Origin of the sequence: Oerskovia sp. NPDC060338, from assembly GCF_042726295.1 — a bacterium.
GTDB lineage: Bacteria > Actinomycetota > Actinomycetes > Actinomycetales > Cellulomonadaceae > Oerskovia > Oerskovia merdavium.
In genome coordinates, this window is sequence record NZ_JBHXCQ010000003.1 from 665 (window position 1) to 19,904 (window position 19,240).

Consider the following 19,240-nt stretch of genomic DNA (forward strand, 5'->3'; position numbering starts at 1 on the left):
CGCGGTGTTTTTCTGGGGGGCGCTGGCGCCGTCCGGGGCCCCCCCCCCGGCCGCGGTGTTGGGTCGGGCGGCCCCCGCCGCGCCCCCTGGCCCCCCCACCCCCCCACTTCTCGACCCCCGTCTCGACGACGCCGACTCGCACCCCGCCCCCTGTCGCTCCCCTGACGACTCCCCCGACATTTCCCCGGGCACGCTCCCCCGCCGCACCGTGATGATGAGGGCATGACCGCCCCCTCCCCACGCCCCCTGCCCGCCGGCTACCGCTTCGCCCCGCTCACCGAGGCCGACAAGCGCGCCCTCCTCGACGTGGACACGTGGGCTTTCCCGTCCGAGGTCGACCTCGACGAGCAGGTCGGGCTCCCGCTGCCCCTGACCTGGTCGCGGACGTTCGGCGTGGTGAGCGAGCACCAGGACGCCGACGCCGTCCCGCTCGACGGCGCCGTCCCGACCGTGAGCGAGCTCGCGGCCATGCATTCCTCGTACCCGTTCTCCCAGTTCCCCGTGCCGGGCGGGACGCTGCCCGTGAGCGGCCTGACCTGGGTGGGCGTGCACCCGCAGCACCGGCGCCGGGGCATCCTCAGCGCCATGATCGACCTCCACTTCGAGGAGGCCCGGGCCGCGGGCGAGCCCGTCTCGGCGCTCTTCGCTGCCGAGGCCCCGATCTACGGGCGGTTCGGCTACGGCCAGGCCGCGCAGGACCTGCGCCTGACCATCCCCCGGGGCGCAGCCCTGCGCGACGTCCCGGGCGCCGACGAGCACACGGTCCGCATCGAGAAGGCCGACCGCGCCCGGCACGGAGAGCTCGTCGACACCCTGCACCGCGCGGCCGGAGCCGACCCGGGCGGTCACGGCACGGGGATCAACCGGCCAGGCTGGGTCACGCGCGAGACGCCCGAGCTGCAGGAGTCCTGGTGGTCGGACCCGGCCGTGTTCCGCCGTGGCCGCGAGTCCGAGCGCATCGTCGTGGTCGAGCGCGACGGGGAGCCACGCGGCTACGCGACCTTCCGCCGCAAGCTCGCGTGGGAGACCACGGGTCCGCGCGGCACCGTCAGCACGGGTGAGGTCGTCGCGCTCGACGCGGCTGCCGCCCGAGCACTGTGGGGCGTCCTGACGGACCTCGACCTCACGAGCGAGATCGAGCCGTTCATGATCCCGGTCGACGACGCCATCACCCACCTCCTGGTCAACCCGCGGGCAGCCGCGGGGCGGGTGGCCGACAACCTGTGGGTCCGTGTGCTCGACGTCCCCGTGGCCCTCGCCGGACGGCGGTACGCGGGGGACGTCGACGTCGTCCTGCACGTGAGCGACGAGCGGGTCCCGGGCAACGCGGGCCACTGGCGACTGCGCGCCACGGCGTTCGGCGAGGCGACGTGCGAGCGCACCGACGACCCCGCCGACGTCTCGCTCGACGTGCGCGAGCTGGGCTCGGCGTTCCTGGGCGGCGTCTCGCTCGTCTCGCTCGCGACAGCCGGGCTCGTCACCGAGCACCGGCCCGGTGCCCTGGCAGCAGCGAGCGCAGCGTTCGGGTGGCCCGTGGCGCCCGTGTCGAGCTGGGTGTTCTGACCGCGACCCGCGTCGAGTGCGTGATTCGGCTGCGACTCACCGGGCGTGTCGCAGCACGATCATGCACTCGACGGTCGGTCGGCCTCGTCCTCCGTCACCGCTGGCACGTCGGGCACCAGTAGAGCTTGCGCGCCGCGAGCTCCTTCATGAGCACGGGCGTCCCGCACACGCGGCACGGCAGGCCGTCGCGGTGGTAGACGTAGAACGCCTGGTCAGCGGGCACCGAGCCCGCCGAGCCGTCGGTGTTCTGCCGCACCGTCCCGGTGCGAGCGGGCGCTCCCGGGTGCGCGCCGTCGTCGGGCAGGCGGTCCTGCGGGCGCGTGGTGACGATCGCGCCCGTCGCCGCGCCGTCGCGCATGAGGACGACCAGGTCGTCCCAGACACCCCGCAGCGTCTCCGCGGGCACGTCCCTGCCCGCCGTGAGCGGGTCCAGGCCCGCACGGAAGAGCACCTCGGCGCGGTAGATGTTGCCCACTCCCGCGATGACGTCCTGGTTCATGAGGAGCTGCCCGACGCTCGTGCGCGAGCGGCGCACGGCCGCCACGAAGCGGTCGGGGCCGCCGGCCGGAGCGGGGTCGTCGCGGATCGGGTCCGGCCCCAGGCGCGCCTCGACCGCGCGCACCTCGTCCGCGGACACCACTTCGCACGCCGTGGGTCCGGTCAGGTCCGCGACCGCGTGGGCCCCGACCAGCCGCACGCGCACGGCCCCGCGCGGCGCAGGAGGCGTCCACGCTTCCTCGCCCTGCGGGGCGAGGGGCTCGAGGGGCCCGGCGGGGATCGAGTCGCGCTCGCCGATGCGCTTGCGGGGCGCACCGATCGCGTGCACGACGGCGGAGCTCCCGTCGCCCGCGAACGTCCAGGCCCCGTAGAGCCCCAGGTGGACGCGGAGCCAGCGCAGGTCGTCGTCGGGCGGGACGCTGGGCGCACCGCCCGGCTCCGGGCGCGCCGAAGCGTCGGCGAAGCCCAGGAAGAGCTGCTTGCCCCAGGCCCGCGAGGCGACCAGGCGGGACCCGTCGAGCAGCGCGGCCCCGGCCGTGAAGCGCCCCTGCGGGCTCGAGACGGCCAGGACCTGCCCCGCGAAGAGCTCGGCGAACGTCCGCGCGAGGCGGTGGACGGTGTGCCCCTCAGGCACGGGGCACCCCGCCGACCCGCACGCGGAGCGTGGTCAGGCCCGACCTCACGCCTGGTGGCGCGAGGCCTCGTACGCGGCCAGCTGGTCGATGCGACGCTGGTGGCGTGCGTCACCGCTGAACGGCTCGGCGAGGAACGCGTCGATGAACGACGCGGCCTCCTCGACCGTGTGCTGGCGCCCGCCGACCGAGATGACGTTGGCGTCGTTGTGCTGGCGGGCCAGCTTCGCGGTGTCGAGGTTCCAGGCCAGGGCGGCGCGCACGCCGTCGACCTTGTTGGCGGCGATCTGCTCGCCGTTGCCCGAGCCGCCGATCACGACGCCGAGGCTCCCGGGCTCCGCGACGACGGCCTCGCCGGCCGCGATGCAGAACGACGGGTAGTCGTCGAGGGCGTCGTACTCGTGGGCGCCGTGGTCCACGACGTCGTGGCCCGAGCTCTTGAGGTGCGTGACGAGGTGAGCCTTGAGCTCGTACCCCGCGTGGTCCGCTGCAATGTGAACGCGCATGGCCCCCATCATCCCCGATCCTGCCCCCGGATGCGTTCGCGCTCGCATAACCTGAGACGCATGACACAGACCTCACCACACGTCGAGGGCCAGACGGCGGGCACCACCGGCGCCCCGACCTCCGGTATCGACCTGTCCGCGATCGACCCGGCCGTCCGCCCGCAGGACGACCTGTACCGGCACGTCAACGGCAGGTGGATCGAGTCCCACGAGATCCCCGCCGACCGCTCGATGGACGGCTCGTTCCGCGCGCTGCACGACCAGGCCGAGGAGCACGTCCGCGAGATCATCAAGGACGCCGCGGCCGCGGTCGAGGCCGGTGACGCCACGGGCGTCCAGGCCCAGATCGGCGCGCTCTTCGCGAGCTTCATGGACACCGGCACGATCGAGGCGCGCGGCGTCACCCCGCTCGCCCCGGACCTCGCGCTGCTCGCGGCCGCGACGACCCAGGCCGAGCTGACGGGCGCGCTCGGCGCGCTCCAGCGCACGGGCGGTGCCGGCGCGTTCGGGTTCTGGGTCGACAACGACGCCAAGGACCCCGAGAAGTACGTCGCGTACCTCTACCAGGGCGGCCTGGGTCTGCCCGACGAGGCGTACTACCGCGAGGACCAGTACGCGGACGTGCGTGCCAAGTACGTCCCCCACGTCGCACGCATGCTGACCCTCGCGGGCGTCACGGTGGACACGTGGGGCGCGTCCCCCGAGGAGGCCGCCGAGCGCGTGCTCGCGCTCGAGACCCAGCTCGCGGCCCACCACTGGGACGTGGTGCGCGACCGCGACGCCGACCTCACCTACAACCCCATGACGCTGGGCGCGCTCGCCGAGTCCGCGCCGGGCTTCGACTGGCACGCGTGGGTCCTGGCCCTGGGTGCGCCCGAGGGGTCGCTCGACCGCCTCGTGGTCCGCGAGCCGGGCTTCGCGACCGGGTTCGCCGAGCTGTGGCAGTCGGTGCCGCTCGAGGACTGGAAGCTGTGGGCCGTCTACCACCTGGTCTCGGCACGCGCGCCGTACCTCACGGACGAGCTGGTCGAGGCGAACTTCGACTTCTACGGCCGCACGCTCTCGGGGGCGCAGGAGGTCCGCGAGCGCTGGAAGCGCGGCGTCTCGCTCGTCGAGGGCGCGCTGGGCGAGGCCGTGGGTGCCGTGTACGTCGAGCGGCACTTCCCGCCGGCCCACAAGGCCCGCATGGAGGAGCTCGTCGCCTACCTCGTCGCGGCGTACCGCGAGTCGATCCTGGGGCTCGACTGGATGACCGAGGAGACCAAGGTCAAGGCGCTCGCGAAGCTCGAGGCCTTCACGCCCAAGATCGGGTACCCCGTCAAGTGGCGCGACTACTCGGCCCTCGTGGTCGAGGCCGACGACCTGGTGGGCAACGTCCGCCGGTCCAACGCGTTCGACCAGGACCGCGAGCTGGGCAAGATCGGCAAGCCGCTCGACCGCGACGAGTGGTTCATGACGCCCCAGACGGTCAACGCGTACTACAACCCTGGCATGAACGAGATCGTGTTCCCGGCCGCGATCCTCCAGCCGCCGTTCTTCGACCCCGAGGCCGAGGACGCGGTCAACTACGGCGGGATCGGGGCCGTGATCGGTCACGAGATCGGCCACGGGTTCGACGACCAGGGATCCAAGTACGACGGCGACGGCCGCCTCGAGGACTGGTGGACGCCCGAGGACCGGGCCGAGTTCGAGATCCGCACCAAGGCGCTCATCGCGCAGTACGACGAGTTCCGCCCGGTCCAGCTGCCCGCTGACGGCCCGCACGTCAACGGCGCGCTGACGATCGGCGAGAACATCGGCGACCTGGGCGGGCTGTCGATCGCGCTCAAGGCCTACCGCATCGCACTGGGCCGCCCGTTGTCCGAGGCCCCGGTGATCGACGGCCTCACGGGCATCGAGCGCGTGTTCCTCGGCTGGGCCCAGGTGTGGCAGTCGAAGGGCCGGGACGAGGAGGTCGTGCGTCGTCTCGCGACGGACCCGCACTCCCCCAACGAGTTCCGCTGCAACGGCGTGGTGCGCAACCTGGACGAGTTCTACGAGGCGTACGGCGTGACGGAGTCCGACGCGCTGTACCTCGCCCCGGAGGAGCGCGTCCGCATCTGGTGACGGGCCCGGACGCCCGCTGCTCCGGTCCCCGTGGGGCCGGGGCAGCGGCCGTCCGCGGTCGCGCGCCAGGTGATCGGTCGGGCAGGCCGACCTGCCCGACGGCGTCGCTCGCCCGGGTGCGTCACGCACCCGGGCGGGACGACGTCAGAAGGACGAGAGCCCGGCCTTGGCCATGTTGAACCCCTTGCCGGTCTCGCTGTCCGTGCAGCGCATGCCGGTCTTGGAGCTCGTGCACGTGTAGGTCCCGACCGTCTTGGTCTGGTCGTACTCGAGCACGGCCACGTCGTCGCCGGCCTTCTGCGGCTGGTCCGCGGCCGGGACGCACGGGATGTCGACACCGTCCGCGGTGAGCGTCACCATGTAGCCCGTGGTGCCCTTGCACCCCTCGACCGGCGCGGGCTGCGAGGCGAGCTCCGCGATGCCGCACGAGATGCCCTGGTCACCGATCGTGCAGGTGATGTTCTTGCTGGGTGTCGTGACGGTCTCGCCCGAGATCGCGACCGGGGCGTCCTCCGCCTCGGCGGGCGCGTCGGGAGTCGCCGCCGGGGCCTCCGCGACCGTGCCCTGACCGTCGGGCGACTCCGCGTCCTTGCCGCCGCCCGCGAGGCTGATCGCGAAGGCGATGACGATCGCGACGAGGATGACGTCGACGACGATGAACGCGATCCAGCCCGGGCTGAGCCGGCGGTCGCCGCCGGACCCGCTGCCCTTCGCCGGGCCGCTCGGCCGCACCGGGGGCTGCGCGCCCCCACCCGTCTGCGCCTGCTCGGCGTACGCGGGCTGGTAGGGCTGCGCGGCCGGCTGTGGTGCGTAGACCGGCTGCTGAGGAGCGGCCTGCGGCGGATAGGTGGCCTGGCCCTGGTAGACGGGCTGCTGGGCAGCCGCCTGCTGGGCGGCCTGGCCCGAGCCCGGCGCGAACGCGGGCGGCGGCGGCTGGTACGCAGGCTGCTGCTCGTGGACGGGCTGAGCCACGGGAGCGGCGGGCTGAGCCGGCTGGTAGGCCGTGGCCTGCTGGTCCTGACCGTAGGCCGGCTGGGCCGGCGGCTGCTGGTAGGCCGGCGGCTGGTACGCGGGCTGGGCCGGCTGGTAGGCCGTCGCCTGCTGGTCCTGACCGTAGCCCGGCTGGGCCGGCTGGTAGGCCGTGGCCTGCTGGTCCTGACCGTAGCCCGGCTGGGCCGGCGGCTGCTGATAGGCCGGTCGCTGCTGCGCCGGAGGTACGGGCGCCTGGTACGCGGTCGCCTGGCCGTCGCCGTACGACGGTTGCGCGGGCTGGACCGGCTGGTAGGCCGTCGCCTGCTGGTCGGGCGAAGGAGGGGTCGGGTACGTCGCGGGCTGCTGCGCCCCCGGCTGGAAGGCCGGCGGCCGCTGGGCAGGCTCGGAGTGCGGGGGCGGCGGAGGCACGGGGGCGTTGCCGGACATCACAGCTCCTCAGAGGACGGGACCCCGCAGTTTCGGGGCAGAAGTACGCAGCATGGCACGACGATCCTGCGTCGGTCGAACCGCGACCCTGTCCGATGAGTCCGCTATGCACCCCGTGTGAGGTCGGTGCCCCGAGGCACCGGCTCCCTCGAGACCAGGTCAGCGCGCCCGCTCGTCGACCTGCACTCCCGCTCCCGGGCGCCAGGTCTCGGTCCGGATCTTCTCGCCGTCCACGGTCGTCAGCACGACGCGCGACAGGTCGATCCAGAAGAGCCGGAACGGCTCACCCGGCTCCGCCGTCCCCGCGGGTCCGCACCGGCGCGCGTCGTCGGCCGAGGAACCACGGGCGGTCCCGTCGATCTTCACGTCCCCGCTGGTCATCGTGCCGTCGCCCGGGTTCGAGTGCAGCACGAACCGCGGGTCGAGGCGCAGGTCCATCGACTTGCCCGAGCGCGACGCCGAGCCGATCCACGCCTCGTCCCCGGCGAAACCGACCTCGGTGCCGCTGACCCGCGGCGACCCGGTGAGCGTCCGGGTCGCGAGGACGTGCTGCGCGGTCGCCTCGAAACGGGCGCGCACCCGCCGGGCAAGATCGGGGGCGTCGTCGACGAACTGCTTCCAGGAGGCCATGCCGCGATCCTTCCACGTCGGCCGTCGACCGTCGGGCCGGTCCAGGACGACGACGGCGCGCCTCCGGCCGGGCCGGGGACGCGCCGTCGGGCGTGCGTGCCCGTCAGTCGAAGACCGGGCCCTGCGTGCGCGTGCGCTTGAGCTCGAAGAAGCCGGGCGTCGAGGCGACCAGGACGCACCCGTCCCACAGCCGCCCCGCGTCCTCGCCCTTGGGCGCGGGCGTGACGACCGGACCGAAGAACGCGACGTCGCCGAAAGCGACCACGGGCGTCCCCACGTCCTCGCCCACCCGCGAGATGCCCTCGGCGTGCGAGGCGCGCAGCTCTGCGTCATAGCGGTCGCTCGTCGCGTGCTCGGCGAGCGAGGCGGGCAGGCCGACCTCGGCGAGCGACTCGGCGATCACGGCGTCGAAGTCGCTGCGCCCGCCCGGGTGCAGGCGCGTGCCGATCGCGTCGTAGAGCGGCTTGACGACGTCGTCGCCGTGCTCCTGCTGCGCCGCGATCACGACCCGGACCGGGCCCCAGCCGCGCTCCATGAGGTCCTGGTACTTCTCCGGCAGCTCGCGGCCCTCGTTGAGGACCGACAGGCTCATGACGTGCCAGCGCACGCTCACGTCGCGGACCTTGGAGACCTCGTCCATCCACCGGCTCGTCATCCAGGCCCAGGGGCAGAGCGGGTCGAACCAGAAGTCGGCGGTACGCACGGGGGCGTCGGTCTCGCGCAGGTCGTCAGCGATGTCCGACGTCGTCACAGCAGTCACGTGGTCAGGTCTCCTCGGTGGTTCGAAGGTCGGGTGGAGGCAGGACGGACCCGCTCCCGGAGTGCTCAACGTCACGGACCCCGCACACATTCCTGCAGGCCAGGACGTCCTCGCAAAGTCCGCGACCGGCAGGTCGCCGCGTGGGAGAATCGTCGTGGCCTACCGGCCAGCCCGATCCGTACTGAGGAGATGTTGTGCCCGGAGAGAACCTCACCCGCGCCGAAGCCGCCGAGCGCGCTGGTGTCGTCACCGTCCGTTCCTACGAGGTCGCGCTCGACCTCACGACCGGACCCACGACGTTCGGCTCGACCACGGTGGTGCGGTTCGCCGCGACCCCCGGGGCGAGCACCTTCATCGACCTGATCGCACCGACGGTCCACGAGATCACCCTCAACGGTGAGGCTCTCGACGTCGCCCAGGTCTTCGCGGACTCCCGCATCCAGCTGACGGGCCTCGCCGCCGAGAACGAGCTCCGCGTCGTCGCGGACGCCGCGTACACCAACTCGGGCGAGGGCCTGCACCGCTTCGTCGACCCGGTCGACGGCGAGGTCTACCTGTACAGCCAGTTCGAGGTCCCCGACTCGCGCCGCGTGTTCGCCGCGTTCGAGCAGCCCGACCTCAAGGCCACGTTCCAGTTCACGGTCACCGCGCCGTCCGCCTGGCAGGTCGTGTCGAACTCCCCCACGCCCGAGCCCGTCCCCGCGACGCACGCGACCGACTCCACGGTCGACGCCTCGACGTGGGCGTTCGAGCCCACGCAGGTCATCTCGACCTACATCACCGCGATCGTGGCTGGCCCTTACGTGGTCGAGCGCTCCGAGCTGACCTCGTCGGACGGGCGCGTGATCCCGCTCGGCGTGTTCGCGCGCAAGTCCCTCGCGCCGCACCTGGACGCCGACTACATCTTCGAGAAGACCCGCCAGGGCTTTGCGTTCTTCGAGGAGAAGTTCGACTACCCGTACCCGTTCGCCAAGTACGACCAGCTCTTCGTGCCCGAGTTCAACGCCGGGGCCATGGAGAACGCGGGCGCCGTGACGTTCACCGAGACCTACGTCTTCCGCTCCAAGGTGACCGACGCGATCAAGGAGCGTCGCGTCGTGACGATCCTGCACGAGCTCGCGCACATGTGGTTCGGCGACCTGGTCACCATGAAGTGGTGGAACGACCTGTGGCTCAACGAGTCCTTCGCGGAGTGGGCCTCCACGCTCGCGACCGCCGAGGCGACCGAGTGGCACGAGGCCTGGACGACGTTCGCGGCCATGGAGAAGTCCTGGGCGTACCGCCAGGACCAGCTCCCCTCGACGCACCCGATCGTCGCGACGATCAACGACCTCGAGGACGTGCAGGTCAACTTCGACGGCATCACGTACGCCAAGGGCGGCTCGGTCCTCAAGCAGCTCGTCGCCTGGGTCGGCATCGACGCGTTCATGGCCGGCGTGGCCCAGTACTTCAAGAAGCACGAGTACAAGAACACCGAGCTGAGCGACCTGCTCACCGAGCTCGAGGCCACGAGCGGGCGCGAGCTCGGCTCGTGGTCGAAGCTGTGGCTCGAGACCGCGGGCGTCAACACCCTGCGCCCCGAGATCGAGCTCGACGCGCACCACCGCATCGTGTCGTTCGCGGTGCTCCAGGAGGCCCCGGCCGACTACCCGACGATCCGCCCGCACCGCCTCGCGATCGGTTTCTACAACGTGGTCGGCGGCAACCTCGTGCGCGAGCACCGCGTCGAGATCGACGTCGACGGCGTCCGCACCGAGGTCCCCGAGCTCGCGGGCCTCGACCGTCCGCAGCTCGTGCTGCTCAACGACGACGACCTGGCGTACGCCAAGATCCGTCTCGACGAGTCCTCGCTCGAGGTCGCGATCGAGCACCTCGCGGACATCACGGACCCGCTCGCGCGCTCGCTCGTGTGGGGCTCGGTCTGGGACGCGACGCGCGACGGCGAGACCCCAGCGGGCGAGTACGTGCGCCTGGTCCTCGGCAACATCGCCCGCGAGACCGAGTCCACGACGATCCGCACGACGCTCAACCAGCTCGCGCTGGCCGCGAAGTCGTACGTGACGCCCGGCAAGCAGGCCGCGACGCTCGCGGTCGTGGGCGACGAGCTGTGGCGCCTCGCCCAGTCGGCACAGGCCGGCACCGACGCGCAGTTCCAGTTCGTGAAGTTCTTCGCGCACCTCGCCTCGACCCCGGCTCACGCCGACGCGCTGCGCGGGCTGCTCGACGGGACCGTGACGCTCGAGGGCCTCGAGATCGACACCGACCTGCGCTGGGAGATCCTCGAGGGCCTCGTCCTCCTGGGCCGTGCGGACCAGGCCGAGGTCGACGCCGCACTCGCCCAGGACCACACCGCCACGGGCCAGCAGTCGGCGGCCCGTGCGACCGCGACGGCCCCGACGACGGCGGCCAAGCTCGCCGCGTTCGCGTCGCTCGTGGACTCGGACGAGGCACCCAACGCGATCGTGCGCGCCACGACGCAGGGCTTCCAGCACGTCAACGACCCGGCCGTCCTGGCCCCGCTCGTCGAGAAGTACTTCGCCTCGCTGACCACGCTGTGGGCCGAGCGGAGCTACCACATCGCCGAGACGCTCGTCGTGGGGCTCTACCCCGCGCCGCTCGCGAACGCCGAGCTGCGCGACGCGACGCAGGCCTGGCTCGACTCCCACGCCGACGCCGCCCCCGCGTTGCGTCGTCTGGTCGTCGAGAACCTCGCAGGCGTCGAGCGGGCGCTCGCGGCGCAGGCCGCGGACGTCTGAGGCTGACCCACCGCTGACGACCGACGCCGGGGTGGAGGGGAAGGTTCCCTCCACCCCGGCGTCGGTCGTTCCCGTGCGTGCGCGAGGTAGTAGCAGGGCAGCGTCGAGGGAGAGGGCCGGAACCCTCTCCCTCGACGACGGACCACTACCTCGGCAGCAGGATCAGGACAGCGCCTCGCGCATGACCTTCGCGAGCGAGAGCAGCCGAGCGTTGTCGAACAGGTCCTCGAGCAGCACCACGTTGCCGGACGGGTCGCCCAGCGGCACCTTCCAGTTGGGGTACTCCTGGTCGGTGCCCGGCTGGTTCTGGGTGCGCCGCTCCCCCACCGCGTCGGCGAGCGAGACACCGAGGAGCACCGCGGGAGACTGCGTGATCAGCACGTGCAGCGCCTCGACGAGCTCTCGCTCCGACGGGTCCTCACCGACGAGCCCGCGCTCGACGAGCAGCGCGACCATCGTGTCCCGCTCCTCGCGCGCCTCGCGTCGGACCACGTAGGCGGGCTCGGTCAGCAGGCCCAGCCGCTCGCGCAGGTCCACGTGCTCTCCCGCGAGGTATCCGGCGGTGGGCGGAAGGTCGTGCGTGGTGATCGTGGCGAGCGCGAGCCGACGGTAGTCCTCGGGGGGCAGGGGGCGACCACCCTCCCCCTTCTCGAACCACAGGACGGACGTGCCGAGGATGCCGCGCTCGGTCAGGTAGTCGCGGACCCAGGGCTCGAACACCCCGAGGTCCTCGCCGATCACGACCGCCCCGGCACGCTGCGCCTCGAGGCACAGGATCCCGATGAGCGCCTCGTGGTCGTAGCGGACGTAGGCTCCCGCGTCGGCGCGTGCGGCTCCCGGGATCCACCAGAGCCGGAACAGCCCGATGATGTGGTCGACCCGGATCGCGCCCGCGTGCCGCAGCACGGTGCGCAGCAGGTCGCGGTACGGGGCATAGCCCGCCCGGGCGAGAGCCTGCGGATGCCACGGCGGCTGCGACCAGTTCTGCCCCTGCTGGTTGTACATGTCCGGTGGCGCCCCGACGGTCACGCCGCCGGCGAGCACGTCGCGGTGCGCCCACGCGTCCGCGCCGTGCGGGTGCACGCCCACCGCGAGGTCGTGCATGACGCCGATCGACATCCCGGCCTCGCGTGCCGTGCGCTGCGCGACCTCGAGCTGCTCGTCCGCCACCCACTGGAGCCAGCAGTAGAAGTCGACCTGGTCGTCGAGCTGCTCACGCAGCGCCGCGACCCCGGGAGAGGACGGGTCGAGCGCGTACGGAGGCCAGTCCTGGTCGCCGAAGTGGTCCGCGAGCGCGCACCAGGTCGCGAAGTCCTCGAGCCCCTTGCCCTGCTCGCTGCGGAACGCGTCGAGAGCCGCCTGGCGCGCGGTCGAGCGCGGCGCGGCGAACACGACCTCGAGCGCGGCCTTCTTGGCCTCCCACGCGACGTCGCGGTCGATCGGCCCGGGATCCGCGCTGAGGTCACGGACGGGGTCGAAGGCCCACTCGACGAGCGACCTGTCGGCCGCCGTGAGGTACCCGGTCTCCCGCACGTCCTCGACGCGGATGTACAGCGGGTTGACGAAGCGCCTGCTCGTGGGCAGGTAGGGCGAGGGCGTCATGGGGGTCCGTGGCTCGGCCGCGGCCAGCGGGTTCACGAGCACGAAGTCCGCACCGGCCCGGTGCGCGCCGAGCCAGGCGAGGTCTGCGAGGTCCGCCAGGTCCCCGACCCCCCACGAGGCGCGCGAGCGCACCGAGTAGAGCTGCGCCATGAGTCCCCAGGCGCGCCCTCCCGAGCGCAGGGGGTCGGGGAGCTCGAGGCGCTGCGGCGTCACGACGAGCGTCGCGCGCGCCTGCGTCCCGTCGCTCGTCGCGTGGATCTCGTGCCACCCCAGGGGCAGGTCCTCGGGGACGGCGAAGGTCGCCCGGCCCACGGCCCGCCCGTCGACCGTGCGGGGCTCGACGTAGTCGTCGACCTGCGGCAGGTCGCGACGCTCGCGCACCGCGGGGGCCGTCGACCGGTAGCCCGGCGCCTCGGGGGGCTCGAGCTCGACCCACACCTCGACCTGGGAGCCGTCCGTGACGTGCACGGGGAAGCGTGCACCGACGCCCTGTCGGACGACGAGCGTGGGCGGCAGCATCTGGCGCCACGTGTCGTCCTCGGAGTGCTCGAGGCTCACGGCGACCTTCTCGGGGGACGAGGCGGGCACCCCGAGCGCTTCGAGCACCGCGACGAGCGTCTGTGCGCTCACGGGGCGATGTTCCCCGTCGAACCCCCAGAAGTCGGGCGCCACTCCGTGGACCGCGGCCAGCTGGACCAGCGGTTCGGGCACGTCGGCCGTGACAGGTTGGAGAGCGCTCACGAGGCGATCCTGCCAGAGGGCGACCCGCTCGGCAGACCTTCGGCCCGGCGCGGCGTCGCCCCGGCCACCGGACCGTGCCCCCGTCCGCCCTCGCAGCGCGCGACAGCGGGTCCCCCACACGTCCTCCGCACACCCCGCGCACTCCCCCCGCGCTCCTCACCCGATCCCCTGGTGAGGCTCGTCACCCGGGGTGCGCGACGCCGTCGGGCTCCCTGCCGCGACCGGTAGCCTGCCGGGATGGAATCACCGACCCCGTCCCCCCTCGACGACGTCACCGACAAGATCGCGGACCAGGCCAATGTCTGGCTCGAGTGGTTCCTCGGCGCTCCCCTCCGGATCATCCTCATCATCGCGATCGGCTCGATCGCGCTGGCCGTGGTCCGACGCATCATCGGCAACGTCACCGAGCACATCGCGGACGGCACCCCGATCACCGACCGCCGCGGCATGAAGGGCCTCAAGGGCCTCTCCGAGTCTCCCGTGGGCACCATCCTGGTGCGTGCCAACCCGCTCACGAGCGCCCGCCGCGCACAGCGCGCCCGGACGATCGGCTCGGTCCTGCGCTCGACGGCCAACATCCTGTTCGGGACGACCATCGTCCTCATGGTCCTCACCGAGCTCGGGATGAACATCGCACCGTTCCTCGCCTCGGCGGGGATCGTCGGTGTCGCGCTCGGGTTCGGCGCCCAGAGCCTCGTCAAGGACTTCCTCTCGGGGACCTTCATGCTGCTCGAGGACCAGTACGGCGTGGGCGACTCGGTCGACTTCGGGGTCGTGGCCGGGACCGTCGAGGAGGTCGCGCTGCGCGTGACCAAGGTCCGCGACGGGGACGGCACCCTCTGGTACATCCGCAACGGCGAGATCCTGCGCACGGGCAACAAGTCGCAGGAGTGGGGCCGAGCCTCGGCCGAGGTGCACGTCGCCTACTTCGCGGACCTCGACGAGGTCCAGCGCTGCCTGCGCGAGGCGGGCGAGGAGGTCGCCGCGGACCCCGTCCTGGGGACCTACCTGCTGGAGCAGCCTGCCGTGTCCGGCATCGAGTCCATGAGCCCCGAGGAGCTCGTGCTCAAGGTCAGCGTCAAGACCCAGGCCTCGATGCAGGGCGAGATCTCCCGGGCGCTGCGCAAGGCGGCCCGCGAGCGCCTCGCCGCGGCCCACGTCCCGATGGCCGGGGCCGAGGACCCCTCGACGGTCGAGGCGGACCCCGTCGACCACCTGCTCGTCCAAGCCCACGGGACGCCGCCCGCGCAGGTGTCGGCTCCCGCGAGCGCCACCGCGCCCCGCGACGCGGGGCGTCCGGACCTGCCCCAGGACGCCGTCCAGGCGTCACCGCAGGCCGAGCGCTAGCCGTTCGCCGGCCGGGCGCCGGCCGGTCACCTCAGGACCAGGTCAGGACGGGCTCGCCCGCAGAGACCTGGGTCCCGGGGGGAACCAGGGACGCGAGCAGCTCGGGGTCGCCCTGGAGCGCGATCACCGGGCACACCGTGGACAGCCCGAGCGCGGCCACCCGGGCGGGCTCCCAGGTGATGAGCGTCGCGCCCACCTCGACGCGGTCTCCCGCCTCGACGTGGAGCTGGAACCCCTCACCACCGAGCCGGACGGTGTCGATCCCGAGGTGCACGAGGACCGTGCGCCCCTCGGCGGTCTCGAGCGCGAACGCGTGCGGGAACAGCGACCCGATGGTCCCTGACACCGGCGCCACGACCGTCGAGACCCCGGCCGCGTCCGCCCCGGGCTCGATCGCCAGCCCGGGGCCCACGAACTCCTGGGAGAACACCGGGTCGGGGACCTCCTCGAGCGCGACGACCGTCCCCGCCAGCGGCGCGGCGACCACGAGGCCCGGCCCGTCGTGCGACGAGCCGGGCCTCGTGGTCCGTGCGTCCTGTCCGCTGCGGGGCATCTGCTCGCGTCAGCGCAGGGTGTCGAGCTCGGCGGCGAGGTTGTCGGCCTCCGGGCCGACGATCACCTGGATGATCCGTCCCGATCGCACCACGCCGAACGCACCCGTGGCCTTGAGCCGGGCCTCGTCCACGAGCGTCGGGTTGGTCACCTCGACGCGCAGCCGGGTGATGCAGGGTTCGAGGTCGACGACGTTCTGCTGTCCGCCGAGCGCCTCGAGGATCTGCTGTGCCTTGCTCATGTACGAACTCCTGACTCCTGTGCTGCGGGCGCCGTTGCCTGTGCGAAGGACTGCGGACAGGCCTCTTTCCTCCACCCTAGTCTCAGTCGGCGCTCGGAGGGCGCGGGCGTGCGGGCGATTTCGGCAGGTGACCGCGTGCCCGTCCGCTTGGCGGACCGCACGCGGCTGGGGAACACTGCGGGTGAGGACACCGGCCGATCGCCGGACCCGACCAAGACCTTGGAGGACGACGTGGCCAGCGAGGAACAGCGGACCATCACCGGCATCGGGGTGTGCCCCGGCAAGGTCGTGGGACCGGTCGTCTTCCTGCCCGAACCGCTCGCGGAGCCCTCGCCCGGGCTCCGTCTGCGGCCCACCGCGGACCTGCAGGCCGAAGCCGACCGCATCCCGGTCGCGGCGGCACAGGTCCAGGGCGACCTCGAGCGCGCCGCGGCGAACGCGACGGGAGACACGCGCGACGTCCTCGAGGCCACGGCCGCCATGGCCGCCGACCCGACGCTCGCGGCCGACGCCGCGCGGCGCGTCATCGACGAGCACCTGATCGCCGAGCGCGCGGTGTGGGAGGCCGCCGAGTCCGTCGCCCAGCAGTTCGAGGCCCTGGGCGGGTACTTCGCCGAGCGAGCGCGCGACATCGCGGACGTCCGCGACCGCATCGTCGCGGCGCTCTCGGGCAGGCCGGCCCCCGGCGTCCCCGACCACCCCGAGCCGTTCGTCCTGGTCGCGCTCGACCTGGCCCCGTCGGTGACCGCGGGCCTGGACCCTGCCCGCGTCCTCGCGATCGTGACCGACGGCGCCGGTCCCACGTCGCACACCGCGATCGTCGCCAACGCCATGGGCATCCCCGCGGTCGTCGCCGCGACGGGCGCGAGCGAGGCCCTGACCGCGGGCGACACGGTCCTCGTCGACGGGTCGGCGGGCACGGTGCTCGTGCACCCCACCGACCAGCAGGTCGCCACGGCCCGGGCGCTGGCGGCGACGGTCCGCACGTTCTCCGGCGAGGGCCGCACGGCCGACGGCCACCGCGTCCAGCTCCTGGCCAACATCGGCGACCCCGCGGGGGCCGAGCCCGCCGCGGCGGCGGGCGCCGAGGGCGTGGGCCTGTTCCGCTCCGAGTTCTGCTTCCTCGACCGCGAGCAGCCGCCCTCGACCGAGGAGCAGGTCGCGGCGTACCGGACGGTCTTCCACGCGTTCGCCGGCCGCAAGGTCGTGATCCGCACGCTCGACTCGGGGGCCGACAAGCCCCTGCACTTCCTGTCGGTCGACGACGAGGAGAACCCCGCGCTCGGCGTGCGCGGCCTGCGCACGGCCGAGAAGTGGCCCGAGCTCCTCGAGCAGCAGCTCGAGGCCATCGCGATCGCTGCCGCGGCCGAGGAGGCCGAGGTCTGGGTCATGGCCCCCATGGTCTCGACGGTCGCGGAGACCGAGTGGTTCGTCGCGCGCTGCGCGGCGCACGGACTGGGCACCGCAGGCGTCATGATCGAGGTCCCGAGCGCGGCCCTGCTGTCCGGCCCCATCCTCGCGCGGGCGCACTTCGCGTCGATCGGCACCAACGACCTCACGCAGTACACCATGGCGGCCGACCGCCTCCTCGGGTCGCTCGCCGAGCTCTCCGACCCGTGGCAGCCCGCGGTGCTCCAGCTCGTCGCGGCCACCTGCCGCGGCGGGGACCTGCAGGGTCGCCCCGTGGGCGTGTGCGGAGAGGCCGCCTCGAACCCCGTGCTCGCGGCCGTGCTCGTCGGGCTCGGGGTGTCCTCGCTTTCCATGACCGCGCGGGCGATCCCCGACGTCGCCGCGCTGCTCGGCGCGGTCACGATCGGGCAGTGCCGTGAGGTTGCCCAGCTCGCGCTCGCGGCCGAGAGCGCGACCGACGCGCGCGCCGTCGTGCGGGCAGCCCTGCCACAGCTCGACGAGCTGGGGCTGTGACGTGCCCGGGAGCGGTGAGCGTCACGTCGTGACGGCACCCCCGGGCACGACGCCGGGTGGGATGATGGCGGCGTGACCAGCGATCCTGCTCCCCACCCCGGCGCCTCGCCCGCGCCGCTCCCCGTGAGCGCCGCCGCCCCGCGGCTGCGCGAGTCCGTCACCTCGGCGGGCTCGTTCTACGACGAGATCGGCGGGCACGAGACCTTCGTGCAGCTCGTCGACGTCTTCTACGCGGGTGTCGCGGCCGACCCGGTGCTCAAGCCCATGTACCCCGAGGAGGACCTCGGCCCGGCCAAGGTCCGGCTGACGACGTTCCTCGAGCAGTACTGGGGCGGGCCCACCACCTACTCCGAGCAGCGTGGGCACCCGCGCCTGCGCATGCGCCACGCGCCGTACAAGGTGAACCCCGACGCGAGGGACCGTTGGCTCGCCCACATGCGCGCCGGCGTCGACTCGCTCGACCTCGCGCCGCTGCACGAGGCCACGCTCTGGGACTACCTGGAACGTGCCGCCCACTCGCTGATCAACACCTTCGAGGAGTGACGTGACCGACGTGACGGCCCCCCGCACCGACCAGTCCGAGCAACGCGACCACACCCAGCCCCTGCGCACCAAGGTCACGGCCGACGAGCTCGCCCGTGACCCGTTGGGCAACCTGCTGCGCGCGCTCCAGCTCGAGGAGAAGCCGGCCGACGACTCCCGCTCAGACGGCGCCGACGTGCGCTTCGGCGGCCTGAGCGTCGACCAGCCCAACGCCCGGATCTACGGCGGCCAGGTGCTCGCCCAGGCGCTCATGGCCGCAGGCCTGACCGTCGAGGGCGACCGGCGGCCGCACTCGATGCACGGCTACTTCCTGCGCGCGGGCGACCTCGACGCCCCCATCGAGTTCGCCGTCGAGAAGCTGCGCAACGGCCGCTCGTTCAGCGCACGCCGCACGCACGCCGTGCAGCACGGCAAGCCGATCCTGTCGATGATCGCCTCGTTCCAGGAGGAGCAGGACGGCGTCGAGCACACCTCGCCCATGCCCGAGGCCCCCGACCCCGAGACCCTCCCGTCGGCCTTCGACGAGCTCGGCAAGATCCCGCACCCCGCGGCACGCTCCCGCTCGCACGAGGCCGCGTTCGACCTGCGGCACGTGGGCGGTTCGCTCTACCTGGGTCCCGGCGCCGAGCGCACCGACCACCAGATGGTGTGGATGAAGGCCCGCGGGCCCGTCGAGGGCGACCAGCTCCTGCACCGTGCCCTCATGGCGTACGCGTGCGACCAGATCATGCTCGAGCCCGTGCTGCGCAAGACCGGCTCGAGCTGGGTGACCCCCGGCGCGTCGATCGCGAGCCTCGACCACGCCATGTGGTGGCACCGTGACGCGAGGGTCGACGACTGGCTGCTCTACGTCCAGTCCTCCCCCAGCGCCCAGGGTGGGCGCGGCCTCGGGGCCGCCCGCGTCTACACGCGGGAGGGGACGCTCGTGGCGAGCATCGCGCAGGAGGGCATGCTGCGGCTCCCGGTCTGAATGAGGTGGCTGGCGCCTGGTGGACCGTGCGACACTCCGAGGCCATCGATGATCGGAGCCTCATGTCCACGCCCCTGGCGCCAGCCCTCACGACCCTGTGGCGACCCACGGGACCGGCCGAGCTCGCGCTCGTCGAGGCGTCGGGCTGGACGGCCTGGCCTCCACGGCTGCCTGAGCAACCGATCTTCTACCCGGTGCTGAACGAGGAGTATGCGATCCGGATCGCGCGCGACTGGAACGTCCCGCACTCGGGGGTCGGCTATGTGACGCGCTTCCAGGTCGAGTCCTCGTTCCTCGAGCGCTACCCCGTCCAGCAGGCGGGTGGGCGGACGATCCTCGAGCTGTGGGTCCCGGCAGAGGACCTGCCGGACCTCAACGCGCACATCGTGGGGCGCATCGAGGTCGTGCACGAGTTCCGCCCTCAGGACGCGACAGCCTGACGGGCGAGCCG

General features: G+C 72.9%; 16 protein-coding genes. 8 read left to right on the top strand and 8 right to left on the bottom strand.

The annotated features are described in order from the left end of the window. Positions 1-222: 222 nt before the first annotated feature. The gene (gene eis / locus ACFWGN_RS04035; RefSeq protein ID WP_377615796.1) at positions 223-1,563 is read left to right on the top strand and encodes an enhanced intracellular survival protein Eis; all 1,341 of its coding nucleotides are present in this window, start codon (positions 223-225) and stop codon (positions 1,561-1,563) included. A 94-nt stretch (positions 1,564-1,657) separates the two neighbouring features. Here the strand turns inward: eis and ACFWGN_RS04040 are convergent, their stop codons facing one another. Continuing rightward, positions 1,658-2,695 carry an Fpg/Nei family DNA glycosylase gene (locus tag ACFWGN_RS04040; RefSeq protein ID WP_377615797.1) on the bottom strand — a complete coding sequence of 346 codons (1,038 nt, stop codon included), beginning with the start codon at positions 2,693-2,695 and terminating at the stop codon, positions 1,658-1,660. Positions 2,696-2,740: 45 nt separating this feature from the next. Next, positions 2,741-3,199: a ribose-5-phosphate isomerase gene (locus ACFWGN_RS04045; RefSeq protein WP_377615798.1), complete on the bottom strand. Its 459-nt coding sequence runs from the start codon at positions 3,197-3,199 to the stop codon at positions 2,741-2,743. 60 nt (positions 3,200-3,259) lie between these two features. On the opposite strand from ACFWGN_RS04045, the gene ACFWGN_RS04050 reads away from it, so the two are divergent. Beyond that, on the top strand, positions 3,260-5,305 hold the full coding sequence (locus ACFWGN_RS04050) for a M13 family metallopeptidase (protein WP_377615799.1): 2,046 nt from the start codon (positions 3,260-3,262) through the stop codon (positions 5,303-5,305). 144 nt (positions 5,306-5,449) lie between these two features. Here ACFWGN_RS04050 and ACFWGN_RS04055 read toward each other — a convergent pair whose 3' ends face one another. From ACFWGN_RS04055 to ACFWGN_RS04065, 3 genes are all read right to left on the bottom strand, one after another. Further along, entirely contained in the window at positions 5,450-6,724 is a 1,275-nt protein-coding gene (locus tag ACFWGN_RS04055) for a hypothetical protein (RefSeq protein WP_377615800.1), read from the bottom strand. A 159-nt stretch (positions 6,725-6,883) separates the two neighbouring features. Continuing rightward, the gene (locus ACFWGN_RS04060; RefSeq protein WP_377615801.1) at positions 6,884-7,354 is read right to left on the bottom strand and encodes a pyridoxamine 5'-phosphate oxidase family protein; all 471 of its coding nucleotides are present in this window, start codon (positions 7,352-7,354) and stop codon (positions 6,884-6,886) included. A 103-nt stretch (positions 7,355-7,457) separates the two neighbouring features. Continuing rightward, on the bottom strand, positions 7,458-8,105 hold the full coding sequence (locus ACFWGN_RS04065) for a DsbA family protein (RefSeq protein ID WP_377616075.1): 648 nt from the start codon (positions 8,103-8,105) through the stop codon (positions 7,458-7,460). Between the two features lie 203 nt (positions 8,106-8,308). Between ACFWGN_RS04065 and pepN the strand changes: the two genes are divergently transcribed. Continuing rightward, positions 8,309-10,870, top strand: a complete 2,562-nt coding sequence (gene pepN / locus ACFWGN_RS04070; RefSeq protein ID WP_377615802.1) for an aminopeptidase N — start codon at positions 8,309-8,311, stop codon at positions 10,868-10,870. Positions 10,871-11,032: 162 nt separating this feature from the next. Here pepN and malQ read toward each other — a convergent pair whose 3' ends face one another. Beyond that, on the bottom strand, positions 11,033-13,213 hold the full coding sequence (gene malQ / locus ACFWGN_RS04075) for a 4-alpha-glucanotransferase (protein WP_377615803.1): 2,181 nt from the start codon (positions 13,211-13,213) through the stop codon (positions 11,033-11,035). Positions 13,214-13,450: 237 nt separating this feature from the next. Between malQ and ACFWGN_RS04080 the strand changes: the two genes are divergently transcribed. Then, positions 13,451-14,560 (top strand): mechanosensitive ion channel family protein, encoded by a 1,110-nt coding sequence (locus ACFWGN_RS04080; RefSeq protein ID WP_377615804.1) that lies wholly within the window; start codon positions 13,451-13,453, stop codon positions 14,558-14,560. Between the two features lie 31 nt (positions 14,561-14,591). On the opposite strand, the gene ACFWGN_RS04085 is transcribed toward ACFWGN_RS04080, so the two are convergent. After that, positions 14,592-15,113 carry a PTS glucose transporter subunit IIA gene (locus ACFWGN_RS04085; protein WP_377615805.1) on the bottom strand — a complete coding sequence of 174 codons (522 nt, stop codon included), beginning with the start codon at positions 15,111-15,113 and terminating at the stop codon, positions 14,592-14,594. Between the two features lie 9 nt (positions 15,114-15,122). Further along, positions 15,123-15,353: a glucose PTS transporter subunit EIIB gene (locus tag ACFWGN_RS04090; RefSeq protein ID WP_056648565.1), complete on the bottom strand. Its 231-nt coding sequence runs from the start codon at positions 15,351-15,353 to the stop codon at positions 15,123-15,125. Positions 15,354-15,584: 231 nt separating this feature from the next. On the opposite strand from ACFWGN_RS04090, the gene ptsP reads away from it, so the two are divergent. The 4 genes from ptsP (at position 15,585) to ACFWGN_RS04110 (ending at position 19,229) form a co-directional block, all read left to right on the top strand. After that, positions 15,585-17,276: a phosphoenolpyruvate--protein phosphotransferase gene (ptsP, locus tag ACFWGN_RS04095; RefSeq protein WP_377615806.1), complete on the top strand. Its 1,692-nt coding sequence runs from the start codon at positions 15,585-15,587 to the stop codon at positions 17,274-17,276. A gap of 144 nt (positions 17,277-17,420) precedes the next feature. Further along, the gene (locus ACFWGN_RS04100) at positions 17,421-17,819 is read left to right on the top strand and encodes a globin (RefSeq protein WP_191803226.1); all 399 of its coding nucleotides are present in this window, start codon (positions 17,421-17,423) and stop codon (positions 17,817-17,819) included. A gap of 61 nt (positions 17,820-17,880) precedes the next feature. Continuing rightward, positions 17,881-18,789, top strand: a complete 909-nt coding sequence (locus tag ACFWGN_RS04105) for an acyl-CoA thioesterase (protein WP_377616076.1) — start codon at positions 17,881-17,883, stop codon at positions 18,787-18,789. A 62-nt stretch (positions 18,790-18,851) separates the two neighbouring features. Next, positions 18,852-19,229, top strand: a complete 378-nt coding sequence (locus ACFWGN_RS04110) for a hypothetical protein (protein ID WP_191802995.1) — start codon at positions 18,852-18,854, stop codon at positions 19,227-19,229. Positions 19,230-19,240 lie beyond the last annotated feature (11 nt).

Bases quoted from the DNA above. Each gene is read 5' to 3' on its own strand.
- ACFWGN_RS04085 (WP_377615805.1), bottom strand. From the start codon at position 15,113: ATGCCCCGCAGCGGACAGGACGCACGGACCACGAGGCCCGGCTCGTCG.
- eis (WP_377615796.1), top strand. From the start codon at position 223: ATGACCGCCCCCTCCCCACGCCCCCTGCCCGCCGGCTACCGCTTCGCC.
- ACFWGN_RS04050 (WP_377615799.1), top strand. From the start codon at position 3,260: ATGACACAGACCTCACCACACGTCGAGGGCCAGACGGCGGGCACCACC.
- ACFWGN_RS04080 (WP_377615804.1), top strand. From the start codon at position 13,451: ATGGAATCACCGACCCCGTCCCCCCTCGACGACGTCACCGACAAGATC.
- ACFWGN_RS04060 (WP_377615801.1), bottom strand. From the start codon at position 7,354: ATGGCCTCCTGGAAGCAGTTCGTCGACGACGCCCCCGATCTTGCCCGG.
- ACFWGN_RS04090 (WP_056648565.1), bottom strand. From the start codon at position 15,353: ATGAGCAAGGCACAGCAGATCCTCGAGGCGCTCGGCGGACAGCAGAAC.
- ACFWGN_RS04055 (WP_377615800.1), bottom strand. From the start codon at position 6,724: ATGTCCGGCAACGCCCCCGTGCCTCCGCCGCCCCCGCACTCCGAGCCT.
- ACFWGN_RS04045 (WP_377615798.1), bottom strand. From the start codon at position 3,199: ATGCGCGTTCACATTGCAGCGGACCACGCGGGGTACGAGCTCAAGGCT.
- ACFWGN_RS04110 (WP_191802995.1), top strand. From the start codon at position 18,852: ATGTCCACGCCCCTGGCGCCAGCCCTCACGACCCTGTGGCGACCCACG.